Below are 21,976 nucleotides of genomic sequence, written 5' to 3'. Positions count from 1 at the left end.
TAATGAACAATTTAGATGCACAAGAAATTATTAATTACATTGCGACGGCTCCTAAAAAGACGCCAGCACGCGTTACTTTAGCTGGTGATTTGGCACAGATTACTTGGCCAGAAACTGTACAAGTTTTTATTGAAACTAAAACTGGTACAGTAATTGGTGATTATCAAGAAATTCAACCAGTTATTGCAGCAGCTGGTGATAAGATTACCGACTATCATGTTGAATTGTTAGCACGTAATAGTGGTGTACCGTTGTTGGATTATGAGAATGTACCCGCTCGTATTGAACCAGGGGCAATCATTCGTGATCAAGTTGCGATTGGTGAGAATGCTGTTATCATGATGGGCGCAGTTATTAATATCGGCGCTGAAATTGGTGCCGGTACCATGATTGATATGGGAGCTGTCCTAGGTGGTCGTGCCATTGTTGGTGCTCATAGCCATGTTGGTGCAGGAGCTGTATTGGCAGGCGTTGTTGAACCTGCTTCAGCAACACCAGTAACAATTGGGGATAATGTCTTAATTGGTGCCAATGCAGTTGTCATCGAAGGTGTTCAAGTTGGAGATAATGCTGTCATTGCAGCGGGCGCTATTGTTACGAAGGATGTACCAGCAAATACCGTTGTTGCAGGTGTTCCTGCCAAAGTTATTAAAACAATTGATGAAAAGACACAAGCTAAAACAGCTTTGGTTGATGCATTACGTTCATTATAATAGGAAAGGGGAGTTGCAATGGCAATAGCTGATATTGATTTAATTGCGATTCGCCGTCATTTACATACCTATCCGGAATTATCGATGGCGGAGTTTAAAACGCAGGCTTATCTAAAAGATATTATTTTGTCTTGGGAGTCACCATGGTTAACTATTCGGGAAATTCCGGCTGTTCCAACGGCCTTGTTAGTGCGATTAACCGGTAGTAATCCCAAAAGAACAGTAGGTTATCGGACAGATATTGATGCCTTACCAATAAGTGAAGAAACACAGTTACCATATGCATCACAAAATGCGGGCGTGATGCATGCTTGTGGTCATGATATTCATATGACGGTTGCATTAGGTGTATTAGCGCATTTTGCAGAGCATCAGCCAACAGACAATATGATTTTTTTGTTTCAACCAGCTGAAGAAGAACAGGCAGGTGGTAAACAATTATATGAATTGGGAACGTTTGTTGATGAATGGCGACCGGATGAATTTTATGCATTGCATGATCAACCGGCAATGCCGGCCGGTCAAATTGCAACGCGACAAGGAACGCTATTTGCAGGGACTACTGAAATCCATTTGACGATTAAAGGACATGGTGGTCATGCGGCTTTTCCACATCAAGCGCAGGATGTAATCGTGGCGGCTGCCTCATTTGTGATGGCAGTCCAAACAGTGGTTTCACGAAATGTTGATCCAGTACATGGTGGCGTTATTACGATTGGTAAATTGCAGGCAGGAACGATTGGTAATGTTATTCCTAATGAAGCGCAGTTGGCTGGTACCATTCGCGCCTTTCAACAAGCTGACTTAGAAATGATGCAACAGCGTGTACGTGAGATTGCCCAAAGTTTAGCAACGATGTATGGCGTAACCTTTGATCTTGAATTAAATCAAGGTGGTTATTGGCCGGTTAATAATGATGAAAAGACAACCGCTGCATTTATGACTTTTATGGCAAATGACGAAGATGTTGATTTTGCGGTATCACAACCAGCGATGACGGGTGAAGATTTTGGTTATTTAATTAATCAAATTCCAGGCACGATGTTTTGGTTAGGTGTTGGTGATGCTGAACATGGGTTACATGATAGTCACTTAGCACCTGATGAATCAGCAATTGAGCCGGGTGTTCACGCAATGATTAAGTTTTTGGATTGGCGAATGAAACAATAGAAAGTGTGAATAAAATGTATGAAGATATTTCTTTGATTACGGCGATTATTACGCCATTTACGCAAGATAATACCATTGATTATCCGGCTTTGGATTCATTGACAAGCCGTTTGATTTCTGAGGGTTCACAAGGATTTGTGATTGGTGGCACAACAGGTGAATCACCAACATTAACACATGCTGAAAAGATTGCTTTGTATGCATACTTTGCAGCCAAGGTTGGTGACCATGGGCCAGTGATTGCAAATGTGGGTGATAATAACACTGCTAACTCAGTTGCACTAGCAAAAGAGGTAAGTGGTATTGCTGGTGTTGATGCTGTTTTGGCGGTGACACCTTATTACAGTAAGCCAAACCAGAAGGGGATGATTGCGCATTTTAAGGCAATTGCCGATGCTTCAACTGTGCCAGTGATGGTTTACAATATTCCGGGACGTTCAGTAGTCGGTTTGACGAATGAAAGTGTTCTAACATTAGCAGAGCATCCAAATATTAACGCAGTTAAACAAGTCACAAGTATTGATGATTTAGCCTATCTAGTTGAACATGCGCCAGCTGATTTTAAGGTTTACACAGGGGAAGACTCACAAACTTTGGCTGCTAAGGCTGTTGGTGCTGCTGGAACTATTTCAGTTGCGGCCCATTTATATAGTAAAGAAATGACGGATTTGTTTGCAGCGCTAGCTTCAGGTGATGTTGTTAAGGCAGGTGAAATGCAACGCTGGTTAACCCCAAAGATGTTAGCCTTGTTTAGCTACCCATCGCCATCACCAGTTAAAGCGGTTTTGGCACATCAAGGTGAGGTACAAAATGTAACCCGCTTGCCAATCTTACCGTTGGATGAAGCGGAAACGCAGGACGTTTTAGCAAAACTTGATCGAAAGGGATAATGTACATGACAACTGTATTTTTAGCTGGTGGCTTCGGTAAGATGGGGCGCGCTATTCAACAATTAATTGCAAATGAAGCGGATTTAGAACTTGTCGGCATTTTAGCACATACGCCAAGTGAAAGTGATGTGCCGGTCTTTACATCTTTGACTGATGTTAACGTTACGGCCGATGTGTGGGTTGATGTTACACGACCAGATGCAGCGTTCGATAATGGCACATATGCATTGCAACATGGTTTTAATTTAGTGGTTGGTACGAGTGGTTTACAAGCAGAGCAAGTTGATCAGTTAGCACGGCTGAGTGAAGACAATGGTCAATCAACTTTGATTGTACCTAATTTTTCACTGTCAGGTGTTTTGCTAATGCAGTTTGCCGCCCAAGCTGCAAAGTACTTACCAGATGCTGAAGTGTTAGAAATTCATAATCCTAAGAAAGTCGATGCACCTTCTGGAACAGCACGTGCTACAGCTCAGGCAATTGTCCAAGCACGTGAACAAACACCAGTTGTTACTAACCATGAGGACGCTGCTCGTGGTGATCAAATTGATGGTGTACCTGTACATGCGATGCGTTTACCGGGTTATGTTGCTGAAGAAGAGGTTGTATTTGGCGCTCCAGGAGAAACATTACGTATCAAGCAAACATCATTTACTCGTGAATCATTTATGGGTGGTGTTGCCTTAGCCATCCGTCAGATTGAGACTGTTGAGGGATTGCAAACAGGCTTGGACAAGGTATTATAATAGATAATAGAACATAGGCTAGGATGCCAAGGAGAAGTAAAAAATGGTGGAAGTGAATGAAGCGTTAGTCGGTCAAATCAATAAAACATTGGCCAATGTTGTCCCATCACCAATTCGGGTGGTTGACGATAAGTTTTCAAAGATAGATGGTATTTTAAAATTAACATTGGGTGAGCCTGATTTTTCAGCACCGGAACATGTTAAGCAGGCAATTATTGATGACGTTGCTGCTGACGATTCACATTATTCACCATCTCAAGGTGTAATGGCATTACGCGAAGCTATTTCAGACTATTTGACAGAGCGTTTTGATACTCCAAGATATGATCCAAAATCAGAGATTAGTGTTACAGTAGGGGCTGCTGAAGCAATTAATGCAACTTTCCATGCTTTATTTAATCCAGGAGATGAGTTAATTGTGCCAACGCCAACATTTCCACTTTACGAGTCAGTTGCAAAGACACGTAATATTGAAGTAATTGGGTTGAATACAGCACCTGATTTTATCGTAACGCCAGCAAAACTAACCGCAACGTTAAATGCACATCCGAATGCAAAAGCAATTTTGTTGAATTATCCATCAAATCCAACAGGTGTGACTTATTCGGTTGCTGAATTAGAAGCATTAGCTGAAATTTTGCGCGAACATAACTTGTTGGTTATTTCTGATGAAATTTATGCAGAGCTAGTATACGATGCTAAGCACACGTCAATGGCTAAATTGCTACCAGAGCAGACCATTTTGATTAGTGGTTTATCAAAGTCACATGCTATGACAGGTTATCGTGTTGGTTACGTTGTCGGTCCGGCTGCACTGATGGCTCAGGTTGGTAAAGCCCACCAGTCAATGGTGTCAACAGCACCAGGCCCAATGATGGCAGGTGCTACGGAAGCATTGCGTAATGGTCGTGAAGATCCTGTCGCTATGCGTGACGTTTATAAAAAGCGCCGCGATCTTGTCTTAGATGGTCTAGCTAAGGCAGGGTTTACAGCTGCACAACCGGGTGGTGCCTTTTATATTTTCGCCAAAATCCCAGAATTCCTAAATACAAATGATCTTGAGTTTGTATATGATTTAGCAGACACGGTTAAATTAGGTATTGCACCAGGTTCAATTTTTGGTGCTGGTGGTGAAGGCTATATTCGTATTTCTTATGCAGCTTCAACGGAGGATTTACAGACTGCAATGACACGTCTAAAGCATTATGTTGATTTGAAAAAATAAATAATATTGTAAAGCACAACTGAGTTTTTCAGTATTGTGCTTTTAGTGTAGAAAAATTTTTGGGGGAACAAAGGATGAGTGAAGGATATCAAGTTGCAATTTTAGGAGCAACCGGTGCAGTAGGGACACGTATTTTGGCACAGTTAGAACAATCAACGATTCCAGTAAAATCATTGAAATTATTAGCATCATCACGTTCAGCTGGTCAAACACGTCAATTTAAAGGACAATCAATTACGGTAGAGGAAGCCAAGCCAGAATCTTTTGATGGTGTTGATTTAGTTTTGGCTTCAGCAGGTGGAACTTTAGCAGGTGAGTTATTACCAGAGGCTGTAAAGCGTGGAGCGGTTGCTGTTGATAATTCATCAAGATGGCGTATGGACCCAAATGTCCCTTTGGTGGTACCAGAAGTTAATCCAGATGCGTTAACTAACCACCATGGTATTATTGCTAATCCTAATTGTTCAACAATTCAAATGGTGGTGGCACTTGAACCGTTGCGTAAGGCATATGGCTTGAAGCAGGTAATTGTTTCAACATATCAAGCAGCTTCAGGTGCAGGACAACGTGCTTGGGATGAATTACTACAACAAGCACAACAACATTTAGATGGTGAAACTGAAACAGCTGAAATTTTACCAACTAAGGGCGATAAGAAGCATTATCCATTAGCTTTTAATTTGTTGCCACAGATTGATGTGTTCCAAGATGATGGTTACACCTATGAAGAACAAAAAATGATGCAGGAGACGAAAAAAATTATGTTTGGGGATCCTAAGGCAACACAAATCAAGGTGACTGCAACGGCTGTGCGAGTACCTGTACCAGTTGGTCATGGTGAGTCGGTCTATGTTACTGTTGATGATGAAACTGCAACTCGTGCTGATGTGCAGCAACTTTTGGCAACAGCACCAGGTGTTGTTTTAGAAGACGATCCGGCTAACCAAGTTTATCCACAACCATTAAATGCAGTTGGTAAACGTGAAACTTTTGTCGGTCGTGTTCGTGCTGATGTTGAAAACCCAGGTAGTTTTAATATGTGGGTTGTTTCCGATAATCTGCTAAAAGGCGCTGCGTGGAATACAGTTCAAATTGCTGAAGAACTAGCCAAGCGTGATTTGATTCATAGTCAAGCCTAGATATAAGTGTTTAATAAAATAAAAAGCGTTAATCTCGCCACTTTAATGGTTGGATTAACGCTTTTTGTTTGTATAGTTATTTATGTTTAATAGGCTTTTACCCAAGGAAAGACAGGCTTTGTTGCCCCGTAAAGCGCAGCATCTTGGTTGCTTAATTTAGCCCAATTTTGATTACCATAATCAAAATGCCACCACTCTTCAGTATAGTTGGTAAAACCAGATTGAATCATGATGTGGTAAAGTAGTCGACGATTACGACGTGCTTCATCATACTCATCAGAAGTATCGTCTACCTCATAATAGGTTGTTTTTGCACGCAAGCTGATGTCATCAAAGGGACTACCCATGTTTAATAAACGTCCTTTTTCATCAATGATTGATAGATCGACTGAGCCACCAGTGTTATGTGGTGATGGCTTTTTTGGATCAGTTGAAGGTAATGCAACAATTCGTAGTGCGGCTTGTTGGACTTCTTCATCTGAATAATCAGGATTATCACGTTTAACGAATAATTTCATTTGGTCAAATAGGGCTTGTTGTGTTGGAATACTACGCCAAGTGTCAAAGATAACAAATTTATAACCATAAGGTAGCTTACGAGCAGCCTCGACTAATTTTTCTTGCACGTGTGCGCGCACGTATAATTCAGGGTAGGTACCTGGTAAATCCTGAATGAAATATTGTGGGCTAACAATCATTTTTTCAGGTAAATAACTTAATGAAACCAAGGGCTCGTTATTATCTTTAATTGGAACTTCTTTGATGGGTGCCCATTCCCAATCCTTAATGGGTGCTTCAATTGGCGTGTCAGTAAAATCTAACATCTTGTGCCTCCTTGGGTTTAATAATTAAAAAATAGTTATTTTATGAGAATACTATATTCTATAGTTTATCATAAAATTGATATAATAAAGCGCTTTAATGACTGTACTAAGGTTGATGAAAATAGTAAAATTAAGACTAACTCTAATAAGTAACACGATATTTATAGAAATACCATTTTACTTTATAATGATATTAGATTAAAAAATAAATAGAAATGTGAGTGAACTAAGATGACGCAAAATGAATTTGTACAACCGCTAAATACAAAAGTCACTAGCCTAGTACCTGATGGGTTGACTGGCTTTCAAAAACAAGTGCGTGACATTCCAGATTTGTTACGTTTAACATTTGGTGAACCGGGATTTAATGTTGATGATAATATCAAGAACGCTGTAATTTCATCGATTACTAATAACAATTCACATTATGCTGATGCGCAGGGGGAGCGTGATTTACGTCAAGCAGCCGCAGCATACTATAGTTCACGTTATGACTTGCCATTTGATAATGAAAATAATGTTATTGTTACAGTGGGGGCATCAGAAGCTATCAATGTTATTTTTATGACTTTGCTAAATGAAGGGGAAGGATTGATGATTCCTGAACCAGCGTATGCACCATATACGGCATCGTTAGATTTAGCGCGTGGTAAAAAGATTGCTGTTAATACACGACCAACTAATTTTAAATTAACACCGGAGTTAGTCGCCCAGACTATTGAAGAGTCTGATGTAAATATCAAGGCTGTGCTATTTAATTATCCTGTGAACCCAACTGGGGTAACTTATAGTCGTGAAGAGTTAGAGGCACTTGCAGATGTCTTTAAGAAGTATCATCTATGGGTGATTTCTGATGAAATTTATGCACAATTAACATATGATCAAGAGCACGTCTCAATGGTTAGTCTATTGCCAGAACAATCAATTTTGATGACTGGTTTATCAAAGTCACATGCGATGACGGGTTACCGTATTGGGTTTATTATTGCTGACAAGGCTTTCGTTGATCAGGCGCAAAAAGTTCATGAGGCACTAACATTTGCTTTGCCTAAGTTTATTCAAGATGGTGCAACTGTTGCTTTGACAAAATCTGCTAATGTTGCGGATGGAATGCGCAGTGTTTATAAGAAGCGTCGTGACTGGATGGTACCACGCTTAGAAGAACTAGGCTTTGAAGTTGTGCCGGCCGAGGGTGCTTTTTATATCTTTGCCAAAATTCCAGCTGATATGAATCAAGATAGTGAAGCTTTTGCAATGGATTTGGCTCAAAATGGTCACGTTGCAGTAATTCCTGGTGCGGCTTTCTCAGAATACACACCAGAATATGTTCGTATTTCTTATGCAGCATCTGATGAAGATTTGCAAGAAGCAATTCGACGTATGAACGTTTATTTTGATAAGAAACGTAGTAATAAATAAAAATATCGAAAGGGGATGCTTAAAATTTGCATCTCCTTTTAATTTGCTTTATAAACAATATAAAAGATTTTGTATAATAATTCTAAACATTTGTTGTATGATAATTAATGGATATTTTTTATAAAATTTAACAATGAATTTGGAGGAACACGGATGCAACCGCGTATGAATAAAAGTAGACAGTTGGTTTTAACTGCCTTATTCATTGGAATTGTTTTGTTACAATCAATCGTCCCTTGGCTAGGTACTTTGCCGTTAGGAGCATTCGCCATCGGGGCAGCAGTGACAATTATTACCTATACAGTTGCGATTGGTGGTATGGTTTTAGGACCTAAAGGTGGTGCTTTACTAGGTTTTGTTTGGGGTGCATATTCACTTTGGCATGCTTGGTCTAGCGTTCCTAGTATTGGTGCTTTAATTTTTCGTAATCCAATTACAGCATTAGTACCACGAATAGTAGTTGGACTTTTGATTGGTTATTTATATCAAAAATTTGTGCAACAACGTGATGTCAAAAAACAAGGTCTGTGGTTAAGTGTGTTAGGTGGTTTGTCAGCTGTAGTAAATACTGGCTTAGTCCTTATCATTACTTGGTTGAGTTTTACGATTATGGATACTTCATTTACAGGTATTCCTAGTACGAATTTAGCACAGTGGTTAATTGTCTCAATTGCAGGCTTTAACGGTATTTTTGAAATTATTGCGGGTGCAATTTTAGTACCGTTGATTGGCATACCCGTTTTAACTTATTTAAAAAGACAGTTAAATTAATATGAAGACCGTCAATTTACGAATAGAGTAGATTGGCGGTTTTTGTATGCACGCTTGCTACCTAATCTAGCTTTAATAGTGTATTGTCTGATAATCAGGACTATTTTTTACTATGGAAAAATTCTTACTTTAAGTCATGAACATTTTTGATTTTATAACGTGTATAATTAAGGCGAATTATCAGGAGGTATAACATGAAAGCAAGTCAAGATTTAGCACAAAGAAATAATATTATTCGTGCAGCTGTAATGGGCGCTAACGACGGTATTTTATCTGTCTCCGGTATTGTTATTGGTGTTGCCGGCGCAACTGTGAGTTCCTTTGCAATCTTTATCGCTGGCTTTGCAGGTGCTTTAGCCGGAACCGTTTCTATGGCGATGGGTGAATATGTTTCAGTTCATTCCGAAAATGATGCTCAAGTGCAAGCTGTTGCTTCACAGAAAAAAGCGCTCCAAGATCATTATGATCAAGAGTTCAACTTTGTTCAACAGCGTTATATGGATCAGGGGATTTCAAAGGAATTAGCATTGACTGCAACCACTGAATTAATGAATCAAGATCCATTGGGAACAACAATTAAAGAACGTTATGGCTTTACACAAAATCATGAAATATCTGCTATTTCAGCAGCAATAGCCTCAATGATTTCATTCCCACTGGGATCGTTGTTACCAATGTTAGCAATTACGTTATTGCCACAGCATATTCGTATTCTTGCAACCGGGGTTGCTGTTTTAATTGCTTTAGGTATCACTGGATTTTTAGCAGCACGGTTATCCGGCGCTGATGAACAAAAAGCAACCATTCGTAATTTAATGGCAGGCGCTTTTACGATGATTATTACTTATTTAATCGGTTCATTGATAGGAGCATAGTGTAATGGCAGAGAAATCAAGTATTATGGCAGAAAAATTAAACACTATCCGTGCAGGTGTTTTGGGATCAAATGATGGTATTCTAACAGTTGTCGGTGTACTATTTTCAGTTGGTGCAGCAACAACTAATCAATTTACAATTTTATTAGCTGGTTTAGCAGATTTGCTAGCATGTGCGTTATCGATGGCTTCAGGTGAATACGCTTCGGTTAGTTCGCAATCGGATGCACAAAAAGTTGTAGTTGTTGCTGAAAAAAAGCGGATTAAAGAACATCCTGATCAAGTACAACAGGATATTTATCAATTTTATTATGAACAAGGTTTAAGTGTAGTGACTGCTAATAAAATTGCATATGAATTAATGAATAAAGCGCCACTGGCAACGATTATAAAGGTGAAGTATGATATGACTTTAGGTCATTATGTTAGTCCATGGTCGGCAGCATTTTCATCATTGATTTGTGCCGCACTGGGAGGTATATTACCGCTCGCAGCAATGTATTTTGCACCAGTAAATTGGCAATTTTTAGCAACGATTGGGGCAACGGTGATCGCTGTTGCATTAACTGGATTTTTAAGTGCAAAATTAGGTCAAGGATTACCTAAGCGTGCTATTATTCGTAACATTATTATTGGCTTAGTAACAATTGCAATTCATTACGGTATTGGAAAGCTCTTCTGATTTTAGTAAACTAATTAGTTGAGAAGAGTTTATCGTCAAAAAAGAGACGGCTTCTTGTTGGTCTCTTTTTTTGATAGTTAAAAATATAAGATTTCCGGAGATATTAATGACAGATCATTATGGATTAATTGGTTATCCGGTGGAACATTCCAAATCACCAATTATGCACAATCAAGCGTTTCAGCTTGCCAATATTGATGCTGATTATCAATTGTTTGCTATCGAACCCCAAAACCTAGTAACTGGTTTGTCGCAGTTGGTGCATCAAGGGATTAAAGGACTTAATGTCACGATGCCATTTAAACAAGCCGTTGTACCTTATATGGATGAAATTTCTGATTTATCTAAGCGACTTGGTGTTGTAAATACAATTTCGATTAAGAATGGTCGTTTGTTTGGTGATACAACTGATGGACAGGGCTTTTGGTCAACTATAACGGGTACGCCTGAACATGTGATAATTATTGGTACTGGTGGTGCTGCACAGGCAATTATTGCCAGTGCACCTGCTTATAGTCAGGTACATGTGTTTAATCGGATGAGCAATCGTTTTACTGCTAAAGCGGATATGTTAGCACCCTTATTAACGGAACCACTTCACGATTTGACAACGATTACGCAATATTTATCAACAGCTGATTTAATTGTGAATGCAACTAGTGTGGGGATGCAAGAAGAGGCATCGCTATTATCACCAGATCAATTTGCCTTAACACCACCACAAGCCCAAGTAGTTGATATTATTTATAAAACAAGTGACACACCTTTTGTCGCTGCGGCAAAGCAGGCAAAACGAAAGGCAATGGATGGGTTGCCAATGTTGGCAGGTCAAGGTGCATTAAGTTTTGCGACTTGGACGGGTGTATTTCCTGATCAACAGCGTATGCTGGCAGTGATTTCAAAAGAAAGAAGAAATTAAAATGATTATTATAATGAAGGATGCACTCACAGCAAAGATGGTATTAGCGGAAGCTCAGAATCGCCAATTGCCACATGTTTATCGATTTGAAAATCGAGTGGGTTTTGCTGAAATTAAAAATATTAATGAGTTATCGTTCATTAATCAGGCGGATATTGTTGAGACGATTGCAGATCATCCAGCAGCTATGCAAGTTAGTCGTACTTTTCATCCAGATGATACGATTATTCAAACACCGCATAGTAAAATCGGTGGTGAGAATTTTAATTTAATAGCTGGTCCTGATGCTATTGAATCAGCTGAACATGTTTTGGCTATGGGCCAAGCGGCTAAAGATGCTGGCGCAACTATTTTACGTGGTGGTTCATATAAACCACGGACTAATCCGTACAGTTTTCAGGGATTGGGTGAACAAGGTCTTCAATGGCATCGAGCAGCGGCTGATGCTTTGGGGATGGATATGATGACAGAGATTATGAGCCCGACTGATGTTGATTTAGTAGGCAAGTATACTGACATATTCCAAGTTGGTACCAGAAATATGCAAAATTTTGCGTTATTAAAAGCGGTTGGTAAGCAATCTAAGCCGGTATTATTAAAACGTGGTATGAGCGCAACAGTTGATGAGTGGTTGAGTGCTGCTGAATATATTGCATCAGAAGGTAATTGTCAGATTATTTTGATGGAGCGTGGTATTCGAAGTTTTGACCAAAAATATTTGCGTAATACAATGGATGTTAGTGTGATTCCAGTACTAAGGGAGTTAACGCATTTACCAGTTTTAGCTGATCCATCGCACGCAGCAGGTGTTACTGAACATGTGACACCAACTGGGTTGGCAGCTGTTGCCGCTGGTGCACAAGGGCTAATGATCGAGATTCATGACCAACCAGATAAAGCATGGGTTGATGGTAAGCAAGCTTTAACCCCAGAGCAAATGGTTAATTTGTTTACAAAGGCACAAACAATTCACGACATAGTAAAGTGAGGCAAGCTAATGGTAACTGTATCTCTGCCAAATAAGACATATCGAGTAAAAATTGCGACTGGATTGCGTGAGAATATTGGGGCGCAAATTGAAGGTGTCTGGTCAAAACGTCAGGTGCTAATCATGACGGATGAGCAAGTGGGTGGTTATTATTTGGCTGAAACGCGTAATCAATTAGAAAAATTCGGCTACAAAGTTACAACATTAGTGTTGCCTGGTGGTGAACAAACAAAGACGTTGCCTTACTTAGAGCAAGCTATTACGCTATTGGCAGATAAACATTTTACCCGTGACGATGGTGTGATTGCACTAGGTGGTGGTGTAATTGGTGATTTAGCAGGACTAACTGCAGCAACCTATATGCGTGGGATTGCCTTTATTCAAATTGCAACATCTTTAACTGCACAAGTCGATTCAAGTGTGGGTGGTAAAACAGCGATTAATTTAGGTCAAACTAAGAATATTATGGGAACATTTTATCAACCGGATTTGGTGATTATTGATCCATCATATTTGAAGACATTAGCTACGCGTGATTTAATCGAAGGCTATGCTGAAGTGGTTAAAACAAGTGCATTAGCTGGTGGTGAATTTTGGGATTTAACAGGTACCATTCAATCTAAAGATGATGTTTTAGACAATGCGTTAGCTTTAATTGTAAAATCAGTTGCGTATAAGGCAAAGATTGTTATGCAAGATGAACAAGAAGCAGGTATTCGTAAGTATCTTAATTTTGGACATACGATTGGGCATGCAATCGAATTATTAGCGCATGGTGACTTACGGCATGGTGAAGCAGTTGCCATTGGTATGATTGCAATTACCAAACGGTTTGTTGTAAACAATATTAGTTCAGCAGAATTTTTAAAGGCATTACAGCAACGTTTAATAGATGTTGGGTTGCCAATAGATTCGACTTTAGTACATACTAACGTAATGCTAGAACAATTAGTACACGATAAGAAGAATCGTGCAGGAATTCTGCAACTTGTTGCGGTTGAAAGACCAGGACAACCTAAAATAATCAAAAAACCATTGGACGAAATGAAAAATTTTATTGAAGGAGCGTGATGCAAAATGCGTTATATGACGGCAGGTGAAAGTCACGGACCAGAAGAAGTTGCAATTATTGAAGGTATTCCAGCTGGTTTAACGATTACGGCTGAAGATATCAATGAACAATTAGCACGGCGTCAGCATGGCTATGGCCGTGGACAACGACAAGTAATTGAAACGGATACTGTGACAATTATGGGTGGTGTTCGTCACCAGGTGACACTAGGATCACCAATTGCGCTTAATGTGCATAATGATGATCATAATCACTGGTCAAAAATTATGGATCCAAATATACCGGCAACGGCTGAAAATAGTTTGCGTAAAGTGATGCGTCCACGACCAGGTCATGCTGACTTGGTTGGTGGTATGAAATATCGTCATCAAGATGACTTGCGTAATGTATTAGAGCGTTCGTCAGCACGTGAAACGGTAATGCGTGTTGCGGTTGGTGCTGTGGCAAAAAAATTGTTAGCGGCATTAGATATTGATGTGCACGGTTTTGTGGCTAATATTGGCCCAGTACAAAGTGATTTAACACAGTTAACAAAATATCATAACTTAGCAGAGCTACGTGAAGTGACAGAAAGTTTTGCAACGCGTTCTTTGACAGCTGATGATGATAAAGCAATGCAAGCAGTGATTGATCAGACAAAACGAAATCGTGATACAGTTGGTGGAACAGTTCAGGTAATGGCAACTGGTGTACCAGCTGGGTTAGGTTCATACGTGTCTGCTGATGAAAAATTAGATGCTAAGATTGCGCGAGCAATTGTTGGTATTAATGCATTTAAAGGTGTTGAATTTGGTGGCGGTTTTGATAATGCTACTAAATTTGGTAGTCAAGTTATGGACGAAATTTATTGGTCTGCTGAGCGCGGCTTTTATCGTGGTGCGAATAATCTTGGCGGCTTTGAAGGTGGCATGACTACTGGTGAAATGATCGTGGTTCGTGGTGTAGTTAAGCCAATACCAACGTTATACCAGCCAATGCAAAGTGTTGATATCGATACGCATCAAGATCATCGGGCCTCAACAGAACGTTCTGATACAACTGCCGTGACTGCAGCTGCAGTTATTGCTGAAGCAATGGTTGCTATTGAACTGGCAAAAGCAGTTTTGGATAAATTTGATACGGATAGTTTGCCTCGTTTGCAAGAGCAAGTGGCGGCCTATCGAGAGGAAATTAAGAACTTTTAGCGAGAAAAGAATTGTAGGTTAAATAATGGGCAATCTGAAGTTACAAACAGTGGGGAAGCATCTGCGGGGAACACTAACAATGCCTGGTGATAAAAGTATTTCACATCGTGCGGTGATGTTGGGAAGCATTGCATCGGGTGATACACATATCAAAAATTTGTTAGATTCACAAGACGTTAATAGTACAATTACGGCGATGTCCAACCTTGGTGTGACTTTTGATCGTGACGGTGATGATTTAATCGTCCACGGCAAATCGTTAGATATGTTAATTGAGCCTACGCAGATGCTAAATATGGAAAATTCAGGTACGTCGGCACGTCTATTAATGGGCTTATTAGCTAAACAACCATTCACTTTAACATTTCGTGGTGACAGTAGCTTATCTAAACGCCCATTTGGACGTGTTATCAAGCCCTTAATGGCGATGGGTGTAAGCTTTGTCACTAAAAATGATCGCTTGCCGATTACGAAATTGGCAACGAAACATTTAAAAGGGATAACATATGAATTACCCGTTGCATCAGCGCAAGTTAAGAGTGCAATCATTTTAGCTGCGCTACAAGCCGATTCAACAACAACAATTATTGAACCAATTGCAACACGCGATCATACGGAACGCATGTTAGCTTCTTTTGGCGTTCAGTTAGAACGTGACAATAATAGAATTATTGTGGCACCTCAAACAAAGTTAACGGCAACTAACATTCAAGTACCGGGTGATATTTCATCAGCAGCTTACTGGTTAGTAGCAGCACTATTAGTGCCCGATAGTGAGTTAACGTTACAGCAAGTAGGTATTAATCCAACGCGTACAGGTATTATTAATATCTTGTCACGAATGGGGGCATCCTTCGATCTTGATAAAGCAAAGACAACTAGTGAACCAATGGCAAATATCCGTGTACAATCGCAAGAATTACATGGCACAACTGTGACAGCAACGGATGTGCCAACAATGATTGATGAAATGCCATTGGTTGTATTAGCAGCGACCCAGGCACAGGGTGATACCCTTATTACCGGAGCTAGTGAATTACACGTTAAAGAATCAGACCGTATTGCAACGGTGACTACCCAACTTAATAAGTTAGGCGCCCACATTGAAGCAAAAGAGGACGGTTTTTATGTTCATGGTGGTACACCACTGCATGTAACAGAACCTACAACGGTTGACTCTTGTGGGGATCATCGTGTTGGCATGATGTTAACAATTGCAGCTTTAATTACAGAGGGCGATGTCTCTTTGGCTAGAGCAGATGCAGTTAATATTTCATATCCCCAATTTTTTGAAGATTTAAATGAGGTTTTATCATAAAATGGATGTAATTTTAATTGGCTTTATGGGAGCTGGTAAAACGACTGTAGGTCATTTACTAGCAGAAAAGGTGGGACAGCCGTTATTAGATACCGATCAACTAATTACTGAACGGACAAACCAAACACCTGGTGAAATTTTTGCTGATATTGGTGAGGCTGGATTTCGTGATTTAGAACATACTATTTTAGGTGAAGCAATTACCGAATCGGGGGTGATTGCAACTGGCGGTGGTATTATTGAACTCAGCAAAAATCAGCAGTTATTGTCTGAAGTAACAGTGCCAGTCATTTATTTGTCTGGTTCATTTGGACAAACGATGGAGCGCTTAGTTAAAGATAATTCACGACCAATTGTGCGAAATAAATCATTACTTGAGTTAGCAGAGTTGTGGGAGGCTCGATTGCCTAAGTATGCAGCTATTGCAACGCAAACCGTTTATACTGATAATAAGAGTGCTAATCAAGTAGCAGAAGAAATTATAAACTATGTGAAAGGTATTGCGGATGGTACGGTTAAAGATTGGTGAGGCTGTTGCATCAAGTGAACGTCCGCTGATTGCAGCACCAATCACAGCCAGTACATGGCAACAAGTATTACAAGAAGCTGATATATTAAGTCATAGTGCTATTGATGTTGTTGAGTGGCGAATTGATTATCTTACACGATTAAATGAATTAACGGTTGATCATATCAGACAGGTTCGTCAAACTGTTATGAAACCAGTTATTTTTACCTGGCGTACGCTGGCAGAAGGTGGCAATAAGCAGTATCACGCTGATATGTATGAACGGATTTATTTAAATGCATTAGCAGCCGGGGTTGCGGCATTAGATATTGAAATTGATTTGTTAAAAGATCAAAAAGCTTTGTTAAAACAGGTTCCTACTAATGTACAAATTATTGGTTCAAAGCATTATTTCGATAGAACGCCGCATAATTTAGTGCAGGCGTTAAATAATATGTTGATGTTGCCAACTGATATTGTTAAGTTGGCTGTTATGCCACAATCTACAAGTGATGTTGACTATTTATTAGTTAGTACTAAACAAGTGGCAAATGATGCAGCAAAACCATTGATTACAATGGCGATGGGTGAAATGGGGATGCCGTCTCGAATATTAGGGTACCAATTTGGTTCGCAACTAACATTTGCAACAGTAACCGGGAGTTCCGCGCCAGGTCAAGTGACCGTATCAGCTTTATTGCAGAAATGGGGATCAAATCATGATGTACAATAGTCGATTTTTTGAAAATGATAGACAGGAACTCATTACTAAAATTCCCGGCACCATGGGTTATTCATTAATTACTTTTCATGGTGTTGGGGATGATATCGGCATAGATAAGATAAAGTTACGTCTTGATTGGCGTGCGCCTGATATTTTTCGCCAGTATTTAAATAAAGCATTACAGGCAGATGAAAATTTTGATCGGATTGGTTATGTGACACGTACTGAAATGCTCTTGGGCCAGGCAATGTTTGATTATAATGGCAATTTTACTTTATCAACAAGGGCGTTAACTGCTTCTATTGAAAATTATAGTCATGAAGAAATGCAATTGGAGGCTGTTGCAGCCGATATGATTTTGCCGACTGGTTTGACTGATTTACGACATGTTGTTTATCTAACCAAATGGCAACATGAAAATCATGTTTTATACCATTTGGTTGCAGGTTTACCCGCGTTAGAACAAAAGGTTGACGATTTGCGTAATGCCGGTATATTCAAAAATAAAGGACCTGTACTACTCCATGAAGCTGAAATTGATAGTCAGGCGTTATTGGTATTTATGACTGATTTAATTCAAGACTATTTTGGGGTGGAAAGTAATCAACTACGTTTGACACGGGCGGCTTTTGGTAAGGCGGATCCTAATCAAACAGCAGCTGGTAATCGTGTGTTAATTGGTGACTTTGAAAATTAAATATGAGATAAACAAAAAGACGTTGAAACATCTTCATTTGAAGTATTTCAACGTCTTTTTAATTATAGACCTGCGAATTTTATAGTATAAATGACTATTGGATATCACCAAGGCTTGTATACAATAGCAATTACTAAATATAAGATAGCAAGCACAACGGGGATGCCCCATTGCCATTTAGGCAAAATATCTTTTACTGTCTGCGTCCGTGGAAACCCTTCTGAAAAGCCATGCGATGTCATAGCGATAGCCAAGTCATCAGACCAGTGTAACGCACTCAAAATAGCCTTAAAGTAAATTTGTGGTTGCCATAAGTGGTAAGTAACGCCGCGTAAAGCACCGGCGTAGCGAATAATTTGAACTTGACGACGAACACGTGGAACCAAATTAAAGGCTGCTAACAAACCATAGGTAAATGTATTTGATATTTTAGCATGCTGATTTAGACTAAATAGTAATTCTTTGACAGGCACCGTTAATGTTACGGCGGCTCCTAAAAACAAATAGGCATACAAACGACTTGCGTAGACTAATGCTAAATGGTGCGTATCGCCAGTACCGAATGCGATAAATGACCACCATGTTCCAAACGCAAGCGGGATAGAGATTAAAATCATTAAACCAATTAATTTAAAATTAGGACGTTGCATCAGTAGGTAAATACCACTTATTAAAACAACGATACCGTTTAAAATAATCGAGCGGACAAAAGAAGTTTCAACACCAATACTTAGCATGATAGCAACTAGAATAGTTGGATTTATTTTAAACATTTGGCGCCTCCCCAATTAGTGATAACGATTGGTTCTTGAATACCAGTTCATAATCGATAAATTCAGCTAAACCAGTGCGTTGATGAGAAATCATTAGGACACTGGTTTGTGTTGCAAGAATGCTATCACGGATTAATTGCATGACAACTTGAACAGACTCGCTGTCGAGCCCGGCCAGTGGCTCATCTAATAGCAAAACGGGTTGGCCCATGATTAACATGCTTAGCACTTGGAGCTTTTTTTGTTGCCCACCTGATAGTTGGTAAACGACATGATCTAATAAATAATCCAAATGTAAAATAGTTAAGGCTGTTTGAATACGATCATCCGTCCAATAAGTCGCTGCTAAACTGTGCTGTTGTGATAACATAATTTCTTCTTGTACCGTCATTTTAACGAATTGATCAGTTGCCGATTGGAAAATCAATGCGACTTGTTTAGACCAATTTTTTAATTTAATTTTACGTGTATCTTGTGCGTCCCAATTGATTTGTCCCTCATACTTTATCTGATGACCTAATGCCTTAAATAAAGTAGATTTACCGATACCATTGGCACCAGATAATAAACCGATTTGTCCATTTGGTAGAGTAAAAGAACTATCTGCTAGTAGTGTGCGACGTTTACCAACGTTTAAAGTTAGCTGATGCCAACTAAGGTGACCATTTACCTGTGGTAAGCCATAAAATGGTGTCACCACAGGTAAGTTATCTAGTTTAGACAATGGTTGTTGTGCCAATGTACCGGTTTCCGTATCGATAGCGTATAAGTAATCAACTAGGTTTTCATAACCAGATAAATCGTGGTCGGAAACGATAATGGTCTTATGCTGTTCTGTTTGCAATTTCTTCAAATCAGCTAGCAAAGACAAACGTGCCACCGGGTCAACACTAGCAAAAGGTTCATCTAGTAAAATAATGTCACTATCCATTGCTAGAACAACGGCTAAGGCAACTCGTTGTTTTTCACCGCCTGATAGGGTTAATAGGTCTTGATCTGCGATATCATTTAAGTGCAGTGCAGTAAGTGCTAATGGTACACGTTTTTTGATATTATCAGCTGACAGTTGGAGATTTTCTAATGCAAATACTAGTTGCAAGCGAGGGGTTCGCATTGCAAATTGACGGTCTGGATTTTGAAAGAGCATAGCAATTCGTTTTGCCCTTTCAAAAGGTACAATCGGTTGAATCGGCTCATTATTTAATAAAATTTGTCCATTAGTAATAACACCACCAAATTTTGGTAGCAAACCAGCCATTGCTTTTAACAAAGTAGATTTACCAGATCCAGAAGGACCAATTAGCAGATTAAATGATCCGTTTTGTGGAGACCAATTTATTTGATTTAGGACATTTGGCTGATTATCAACATACGCAAAACTAAAATTTTCAACTTGTAAATTTGTCATAAGCTTAATGTTTTAATACACCAGATTTGGCAACTAATTTTTGAATATAATAAACTAATACACCACCAAAGAAACCGGCTGATATTAGACGAATGATGAATAGGGTAATCATCAAGCTTGGCTTATAATCGGCATAACCACTATTAAATAAGTCCCAAATAAAGGTTACGATAGTTGTTGTAATAACAGAGAATGTCAAACCGAGCTTACCCCAGTTTTTATAACCAGTTGCAGCAAAACCAAGTTCGGTTCCAATACCTTGAATGAAACCAGAAATTAGATTTGCGGCACCCCAACTTGAAAATAGCATCATTTCAACGGCAGCCGCTAAAACTTCACCTAGTAATGAGCTCCCAACTTTTTGTAAAATGGCACCGGCTAGTGGTGCGGCCATTAACCAAACACCTAAAGTTAAGTCATTGGCGTAAGGCTTTAGTGGAGTTGCTGCTACTGCATAATAAGCTGCACTCCATACTTCAAAAATAACTCCGAAAAAGATGGCAATGATTGCTAGAAAAATAACATCTCGTAGTGACCACTTTGCCTTTGATTCATTAACTGTTTGCATAATAATTGCAAACCTCCTTAAAATAATGTAATCGAATCGCCGAAGCTTTGGTAGCAAAAAAAGCCCCAGTACCGCAAAGACACATGTCTGTGCGGGCACTGGGGTTGTTTACTGTCATGATAAACAAGAAGCTCCCTAGCAAAATTACATTGCTCAGGTTCTATGGGTATTTTCTCAGCCAGCTCTTGGCACCCCAGCTTATTTGATTCGCTTGTTTTAGTATAGGGGGAATGGAAGTTATTTGCAAATTAAACTTAAAAAACACAAAATTTTAGTTTGGCAATGAAATATAAAGGATACCGTAATATGCTATCTTTTGGTAAAATAAAGGGGACGAGAAGTAAGGATGAGAAATGGAGGCATTCGTTCGTGGAATCTCAAATAACATTGTTGGGACTAAGTACAAATAATGTTCTAGCAAAATCTGTAGCCGAAGAGCTAAACATACCATTGACACCAGTTGATATTCAACGCTTTGCTGATGGTGAAATTTATGAACGAGTTCAAGAAAGTATTCGTGGGGATGACGTTTATGTTATTGCTCCGATTGCTGAAGAAGTAAATGACTCATTCATGGAAATAATGATTGTGGTTGATGCGCTACGCCGTTCTTCAGCGGGACAAATCAACTTAGTTATTCCATACATGGGTTATGCACGTCAAGATCGTAAAGCAAAATCCCGCGAACCAATTACTGCTAAAATGGTCGCTTCACTAATTGAAATGAATGGAGTCGACCGAGTTGTCTCTATTGATCTACATGCTCAGCAATTGCAAGGATTCTTTGATATTCCTGTGGATCATTTAAAAGCAGCACCACTATTGACTGATTACTTTTATAGTCGTAAGTTAACAGATGATTTGGTGATTGTTTCACCAGATCATACTGGTGCTGGACGTGCACGAACATTTGCGGATATTCTAAAGTCGCCATGGGGAATTGTTAATGACAATGTCGCTATGACTAACCCAGAATCAAAGGATGCAATTGTCGGTGACGTTAAGGGTCGTCGTGCTGTTATTGTTGATGATATTGTTGATACGGGTTACCGTGTGCAAATGACAGCTCGAGCATTATTAGCTAATGGTGCAACTGAAGTTTATGTTGCAGCAACTCATCCAGTTCTATCAGGGGATGCTGCGCAAAACTTAGATGTAGATGATAATATTGAACGTTACATTTTTACGGATACAATTGATATTCCAGAAGAAAAGCAAAGTGCAAAGTTTACGGTATTGTCTGTTGCGCCATTACTAGCAGAAGCTATCCAGCGTATTCACGATAATAATCGTATCGATGTTTTACTACGTTCAAGTAATAATCCAGATGTTAATATTTACTAATTAATTGAATTTTGGAGGT

23 protein-coding genes are annotated in these 21,976 nt (G+C 39.4%); 19 read left to right on the top strand and 4 right to left on the bottom strand.

The window, feature by feature from the left end:
- Nucleotides 1–2 precede the first annotated feature (2 nt).
- The 6 genes from dapD (at nucleotide 3) to GA0061074_RS04600 (ending at nucleotide 5,883) form a co-directional block, all read left to right on the top strand.
- Nucleotides 3–713, top strand: a complete 711-nt coding sequence (dapD, locus tag GA0061074_RS04625; protein ID WP_092462328.1) for a 2,3,4,5-tetrahydropyridine-2,6-dicarboxylate N-acetyltransferase — start codon at nucleotides 3–5, stop codon at nucleotides 711–713.
- Between the two features lie 18 nt (nucleotides 714–731).
- Nucleotides 732–1,883, top strand: coding sequence for an N-acetyldiaminopimelate deacetylase (locus GA0061074_RS04620; protein WP_092462326.1), 1,152 nt, complete (start codon nucleotides 732–734; stop codon nucleotides 1,881–1,883).
- Between the two features lie 14 nt (nucleotides 1,884–1,897).
- Nucleotides 1,898–2,773, top strand: coding sequence for a 4-hydroxy-tetrahydrodipicolinate synthase (gene dapA, locus GA0061074_RS04615; protein WP_092462324.1), 876 nt, complete (start codon nucleotides 1,898–1,900; stop codon nucleotides 2,771–2,773).
- A gap of 5 nt (nucleotides 2,774–2,778) precedes the next feature.
- Complete coding sequence (gene dapB, locus GA0061074_RS04610; RefSeq protein WP_092462322.1) at nucleotides 2,779–3,519, top strand: 4-hydroxy-tetrahydrodipicolinate reductase; 741 nt, start codon at nucleotides 2,779–2,781, stop codon at nucleotides 3,517–3,519.
- A gap of 43 nt (nucleotides 3,520–3,562) precedes the next feature.
- The gene (locus tag GA0061074_RS04605) at nucleotides 3,563–4,744 is read left to right on the top strand and encodes an aminotransferase class I/II-fold pyridoxal phosphate-dependent enzyme (RefSeq protein WP_092462320.1); all 1,182 of its coding nucleotides are present in this window, start codon (nucleotides 3,563–3,565) and stop codon (nucleotides 4,742–4,744) included.
- 74 nt (nucleotides 4,745–4,818) lie between these two features.
- Nucleotides 4,819–5,883 carry an aspartate-semialdehyde dehydrogenase gene (locus GA0061074_RS04600; RefSeq protein WP_092462318.1) on the top strand — a complete coding sequence of 355 codons (1,065 nt, stop codon included), beginning with the start codon at nucleotides 4,819–4,821 and terminating at the stop codon, nucleotides 5,881–5,883.
- An 86-nt stretch (nucleotides 5,884–5,969) separates the two neighbouring features.
- On the opposite strand, the gene GA0061074_RS04595 is transcribed toward GA0061074_RS04600, so the two are convergent.
- Nucleotides 5,970–6,707, bottom strand: coding sequence for a M15 family metallopeptidase (locus GA0061074_RS04595; protein ID WP_092462316.1), 738 nt, complete (start codon nucleotides 6,705–6,707; stop codon nucleotides 5,970–5,972).
- Nucleotides 6,708–6,938: 231 nt separating this feature from the next.
- Between GA0061074_RS04595 and GA0061074_RS04590 the strand changes: the two genes are divergently transcribed.
- The 12 genes from GA0061074_RS04590 to GA0061074_RS04535 all read left to right on the top strand — a co-directional run bounded on the left by GA0061074_RS04590 (nucleotide 6,939) and on the right by GA0061074_RS04535 (nucleotide 17,864).
- Nucleotides 6,939–8,126, top strand: a complete 1,188-nt coding sequence (locus tag GA0061074_RS04590) for an aminotransferase class I/II-fold pyridoxal phosphate-dependent enzyme (RefSeq protein ID WP_092462313.1) — start codon at nucleotides 6,939–6,941, stop codon at nucleotides 8,124–8,126.
- 153 nt (nucleotides 8,127–8,279) lie between these two features.
- Complete coding sequence (locus GA0061074_RS04585; RefSeq protein ID WP_092462311.1) at nucleotides 8,280–8,897, top strand: ECF transporter S component; 618 nt, start codon at nucleotides 8,280–8,282, stop codon at nucleotides 8,895–8,897.
- A 194-nt stretch (nucleotides 8,898–9,091) separates the two neighbouring features.
- A complete protein-coding gene (locus tag GA0061074_RS04580; protein ID WP_092462309.1) occupies nucleotides 9,092–9,772 on the top strand; it encodes a VIT1/CCC1 transporter family protein in 681 nt (226 codons plus the stop codon).
- 4 nt (nucleotides 9,773–9,776) lie between these two features.
- Nucleotides 9,777–10,454 (top strand): VIT1/CCC1 transporter family protein, encoded by a 678-nt coding sequence (locus GA0061074_RS04575; RefSeq protein WP_092462307.1) that lies wholly within the window; start codon nucleotides 9,777–9,779, stop codon nucleotides 10,452–10,454.
- Nucleotides 10,455–10,560: 106 nt separating this feature from the next.
- Complete coding sequence (gene aroE / locus GA0061074_RS04570) at nucleotides 10,561–11,373, top strand: shikimate dehydrogenase (protein ID WP_092462305.1); 813 nt, start codon at nucleotides 10,561–10,563, stop codon at nucleotides 11,371–11,373.
- 1 nt (nucleotide 11,374) lies between these two features.
- The gene (aroF, locus tag GA0061074_RS04565; protein WP_092462303.1) at nucleotides 11,375–12,361 is read left to right on the top strand and encodes a 3-deoxy-7-phosphoheptulonate synthase; all 987 of its coding nucleotides are present in this window, start codon (nucleotides 11,375–11,377) and stop codon (nucleotides 12,359–12,361) included.
- Between the two features lie 9 nt (nucleotides 12,362–12,370).
- Nucleotides 12,371–13,432: a 3-dehydroquinate synthase gene (gene aroB / locus GA0061074_RS04560; protein WP_092462301.1), complete on the top strand. Its 1,062-nt coding sequence runs from the start codon at nucleotides 12,371–12,373 to the stop codon at nucleotides 13,430–13,432.
- Nucleotides 13,433–13,438: 6 nt separating this feature from the next.
- Entirely contained in the window at nucleotides 13,439–14,617 is a 1,179-nt protein-coding gene (aroC, locus tag GA0061074_RS04555) for a chorismate synthase (protein WP_092462299.1), read from the top strand.
- A 25-nt stretch (nucleotides 14,618–14,642) separates the two neighbouring features.
- Nucleotides 14,643–15,935: a 3-phosphoshikimate 1-carboxyvinyltransferase gene (aroA, locus tag GA0061074_RS04550; RefSeq protein WP_092462297.1), complete on the top strand. Its 1,293-nt coding sequence runs from the start codon at nucleotides 14,643–14,645 to the stop codon at nucleotides 15,933–15,935.
- Between the two features lies 1 nt (nucleotide 15,936).
- Entirely contained in the window at nucleotides 15,937–16,464 is a 528-nt protein-coding gene (locus GA0061074_RS04545; RefSeq protein ID WP_092462295.1) for a shikimate kinase, read from the top strand.
- On the top strand, nucleotides 16,442–17,176 hold the full coding sequence (aroD, locus tag GA0061074_RS04540; protein ID WP_092462293.1) for a type I 3-dehydroquinate dehydratase: 735 nt from the start codon (nucleotides 16,442–16,444) through the stop codon (nucleotides 17,174–17,176). Before GA0061074_RS04545 ends, aroD begins: the two co-directional genes overlap by 23 nt.
- On the top strand, nucleotides 17,163–17,864 hold the full coding sequence (locus tag GA0061074_RS04535) for a hypothetical protein (protein ID WP_240005859.1): 702 nt from the start codon (nucleotides 17,163–17,165) through the stop codon (nucleotides 17,862–17,864). Before aroD ends, GA0061074_RS04535 begins: the two co-directional genes overlap by 14 nt.
- Before the next feature lie 104 nt (nucleotides 17,865–17,968).
- On the opposite strand, the gene GA0061074_RS04530 is transcribed toward GA0061074_RS04535, so the two are convergent.
- From GA0061074_RS04530 to GA0061074_RS04520, 3 genes are read right to left on the bottom strand one after another with little or no spacing between them, the layout of a single operon-like run.
- Complete coding sequence (locus GA0061074_RS04530; protein ID WP_092462291.1) at nucleotides 17,969–18,637, bottom strand: energy-coupling factor transporter transmembrane component T family protein; 669 nt, start codon at nucleotides 18,635–18,637, stop codon at nucleotides 17,969–17,971.
- On the bottom strand, nucleotides 18,630–20,045 hold the full coding sequence (locus tag GA0061074_RS04525) for an ABC transporter ATP-binding protein (protein ID WP_092462289.1): 1,416 nt from the start codon (nucleotides 20,043–20,045) through the stop codon (nucleotides 18,630–18,632). Before GA0061074_RS04525 ends, GA0061074_RS04530 begins: the two co-directional genes overlap by 8 nt.
- A gap of 4 nt (nucleotides 20,046–20,049) precedes the next feature.
- Nucleotides 20,050–20,613, bottom strand: a complete 564-nt coding sequence (locus GA0061074_RS04520) for an ECF transporter S component (protein WP_092462287.1) — start codon at nucleotides 20,611–20,613, stop codon at nucleotides 20,050–20,052.
- Nucleotides 20,614–20,982: 369 nt separating this feature from the next.
- Here GA0061074_RS04520 and GA0061074_RS04515 point away from each other — a divergent pair, with 369 nt between their 5' ends.
- Nucleotides 20,983–21,957 carry a ribose-phosphate diphosphokinase gene (locus GA0061074_RS04515; protein WP_092462285.1) on the top strand — a complete coding sequence of 325 codons (975 nt, stop codon included), beginning with the start codon at nucleotides 20,983–20,985 and terminating at the stop codon, nucleotides 21,955–21,957.
- Nucleotides 21,958–21,976 lie beyond the last annotated feature (19 nt).

Source organism: Weissella bombi, assembly GCF_900094835.1.
Taxonomy (GTDB): domain Bacteria; phylum Bacillota; class Bacilli; order Lactobacillales; family Lactobacillaceae; genus Weissella; species Weissella bombi.
This window is presented reverse-complemented; position numbering and strand designations above follow the sequence as displayed.

What these genes read in the sequence shown, in the direction of transcription:
- dapD (WP_092462328.1), top strand. Translation starts at nt 3, where the DNA reads ATGAACAATTTAGATGCACAAGAAATTATTAATTACATTGCGACGGCT.
- GA0061074_RS04620 (WP_092462326.1), top strand. Translation starts at nt 732, where the DNA reads ATGGCAATAGCTGATATTGATTTAATTGCGATTCGCCGTCATTTACAT.
- dapA (WP_092462324.1), top strand. Translation starts at nt 1,898, where the DNA reads ATGTATGAAGATATTTCTTTGATTACGGCGATTATTACGCCATTTACG.
- dapB (WP_092462322.1), top strand. Translation starts at nt 2,779, where the DNA reads ATGACAACTGTATTTTTAGCTGGTGGCTTCGGTAAGATGGGGCGCGCT.
- GA0061074_RS04605 (WP_092462320.1), top strand. Translation starts at nt 3,563, where the DNA reads ATGGTGGAAGTGAATGAAGCGTTAGTCGGTCAAATCAATAAAACATTG.
- GA0061074_RS04600 (WP_092462318.1), top strand. Translation starts at nt 4,819, where the DNA reads ATGAGTGAAGGATATCAAGTTGCAATTTTAGGAGCAACCGGTGCAGTA.
- GA0061074_RS04595 (WP_092462316.1), bottom strand. Translation starts at nt 6,707, where the DNA reads ATGTTAGATTTTACTGACACGCCAATTGAAGCACCCATTAAGGATTGG.
- GA0061074_RS04590 (WP_092462313.1), top strand. Translation starts at nt 6,939, where the DNA reads ATGACGCAAAATGAATTTGTACAACCGCTAAATACAAAAGTCACTAGC.
- GA0061074_RS04585 (WP_092462311.1), top strand. Translation starts at nt 8,280, where the DNA reads ATGCAACCGCGTATGAATAAAAGTAGACAGTTGGTTTTAACTGCCTTA.
- GA0061074_RS04580 (WP_092462309.1), top strand. Translation starts at nt 9,092, where the DNA reads ATGAAAGCAAGTCAAGATTTAGCACAAAGAAATAATATTATTCGTGCA.
- GA0061074_RS04575 (WP_092462307.1), top strand. Translation starts at nt 9,777, where the DNA reads ATGGCAGAGAAATCAAGTATTATGGCAGAAAAATTAAACACTATCCGT.
- aroE (WP_092462305.1), top strand. Translation starts at nt 10,561, where the DNA reads ATGACAGATCATTATGGATTAATTGGTTATCCGGTGGAACATTCCAAA.
- aroF (WP_092462303.1), top strand. Translation starts at nt 11,375, where the DNA reads ATGATTATTATAATGAAGGATGCACTCACAGCAAAGATGGTATTAGCG.
- aroB (WP_092462301.1), top strand. Translation starts at nt 12,371, where the DNA reads ATGGTAACTGTATCTCTGCCAAATAAGACATATCGAGTAAAAATTGCG.
- aroC (WP_092462299.1), top strand. Translation starts at nt 13,439, where the DNA reads ATGCGTTATATGACGGCAGGTGAAAGTCACGGACCAGAAGAAGTTGCA.
- aroA (WP_092462297.1), top strand. Translation starts at nt 14,643, where the DNA reads ATGGGCAATCTGAAGTTACAAACAGTGGGGAAGCATCTGCGGGGAACA.
- GA0061074_RS04545 (WP_092462295.1), top strand. Translation starts at nt 15,937, where the DNA reads ATGGATGTAATTTTAATTGGCTTTATGGGAGCTGGTAAAACGACTGTA.
- aroD (WP_092462293.1), top strand. Translation starts at nt 16,442, where the DNA reads ATGGTACGGTTAAAGATTGGTGAGGCTGTTGCATCAAGTGAACGTCCG.
- GA0061074_RS04535 (WP_240005859.1), top strand. Translation starts at nt 17,163, where the DNA reads ATGATGTACAATAGTCGATTTTTTGAAAATGATAGACAGGAACTCATT.
- GA0061074_RS04530 (WP_092462291.1), bottom strand. Translation starts at nt 18,637, where the DNA reads ATGTTTAAAATAAATCCAACTATTCTAGTTGCTATCATGCTAAGTATT.
- GA0061074_RS04525 (WP_092462289.1), bottom strand. Translation starts at nt 20,045, where the DNA reads ATGACAAATTTACAAGTTGAAAATTTTAGTTTTGCGTATGTTGATAAT.
- GA0061074_RS04520 (WP_092462287.1), bottom strand. Translation starts at nt 20,613, where the DNA reads ATGCAAACAGTTAATGAATCAAAGGCAAAGTGGTCACTACGAGATGTT.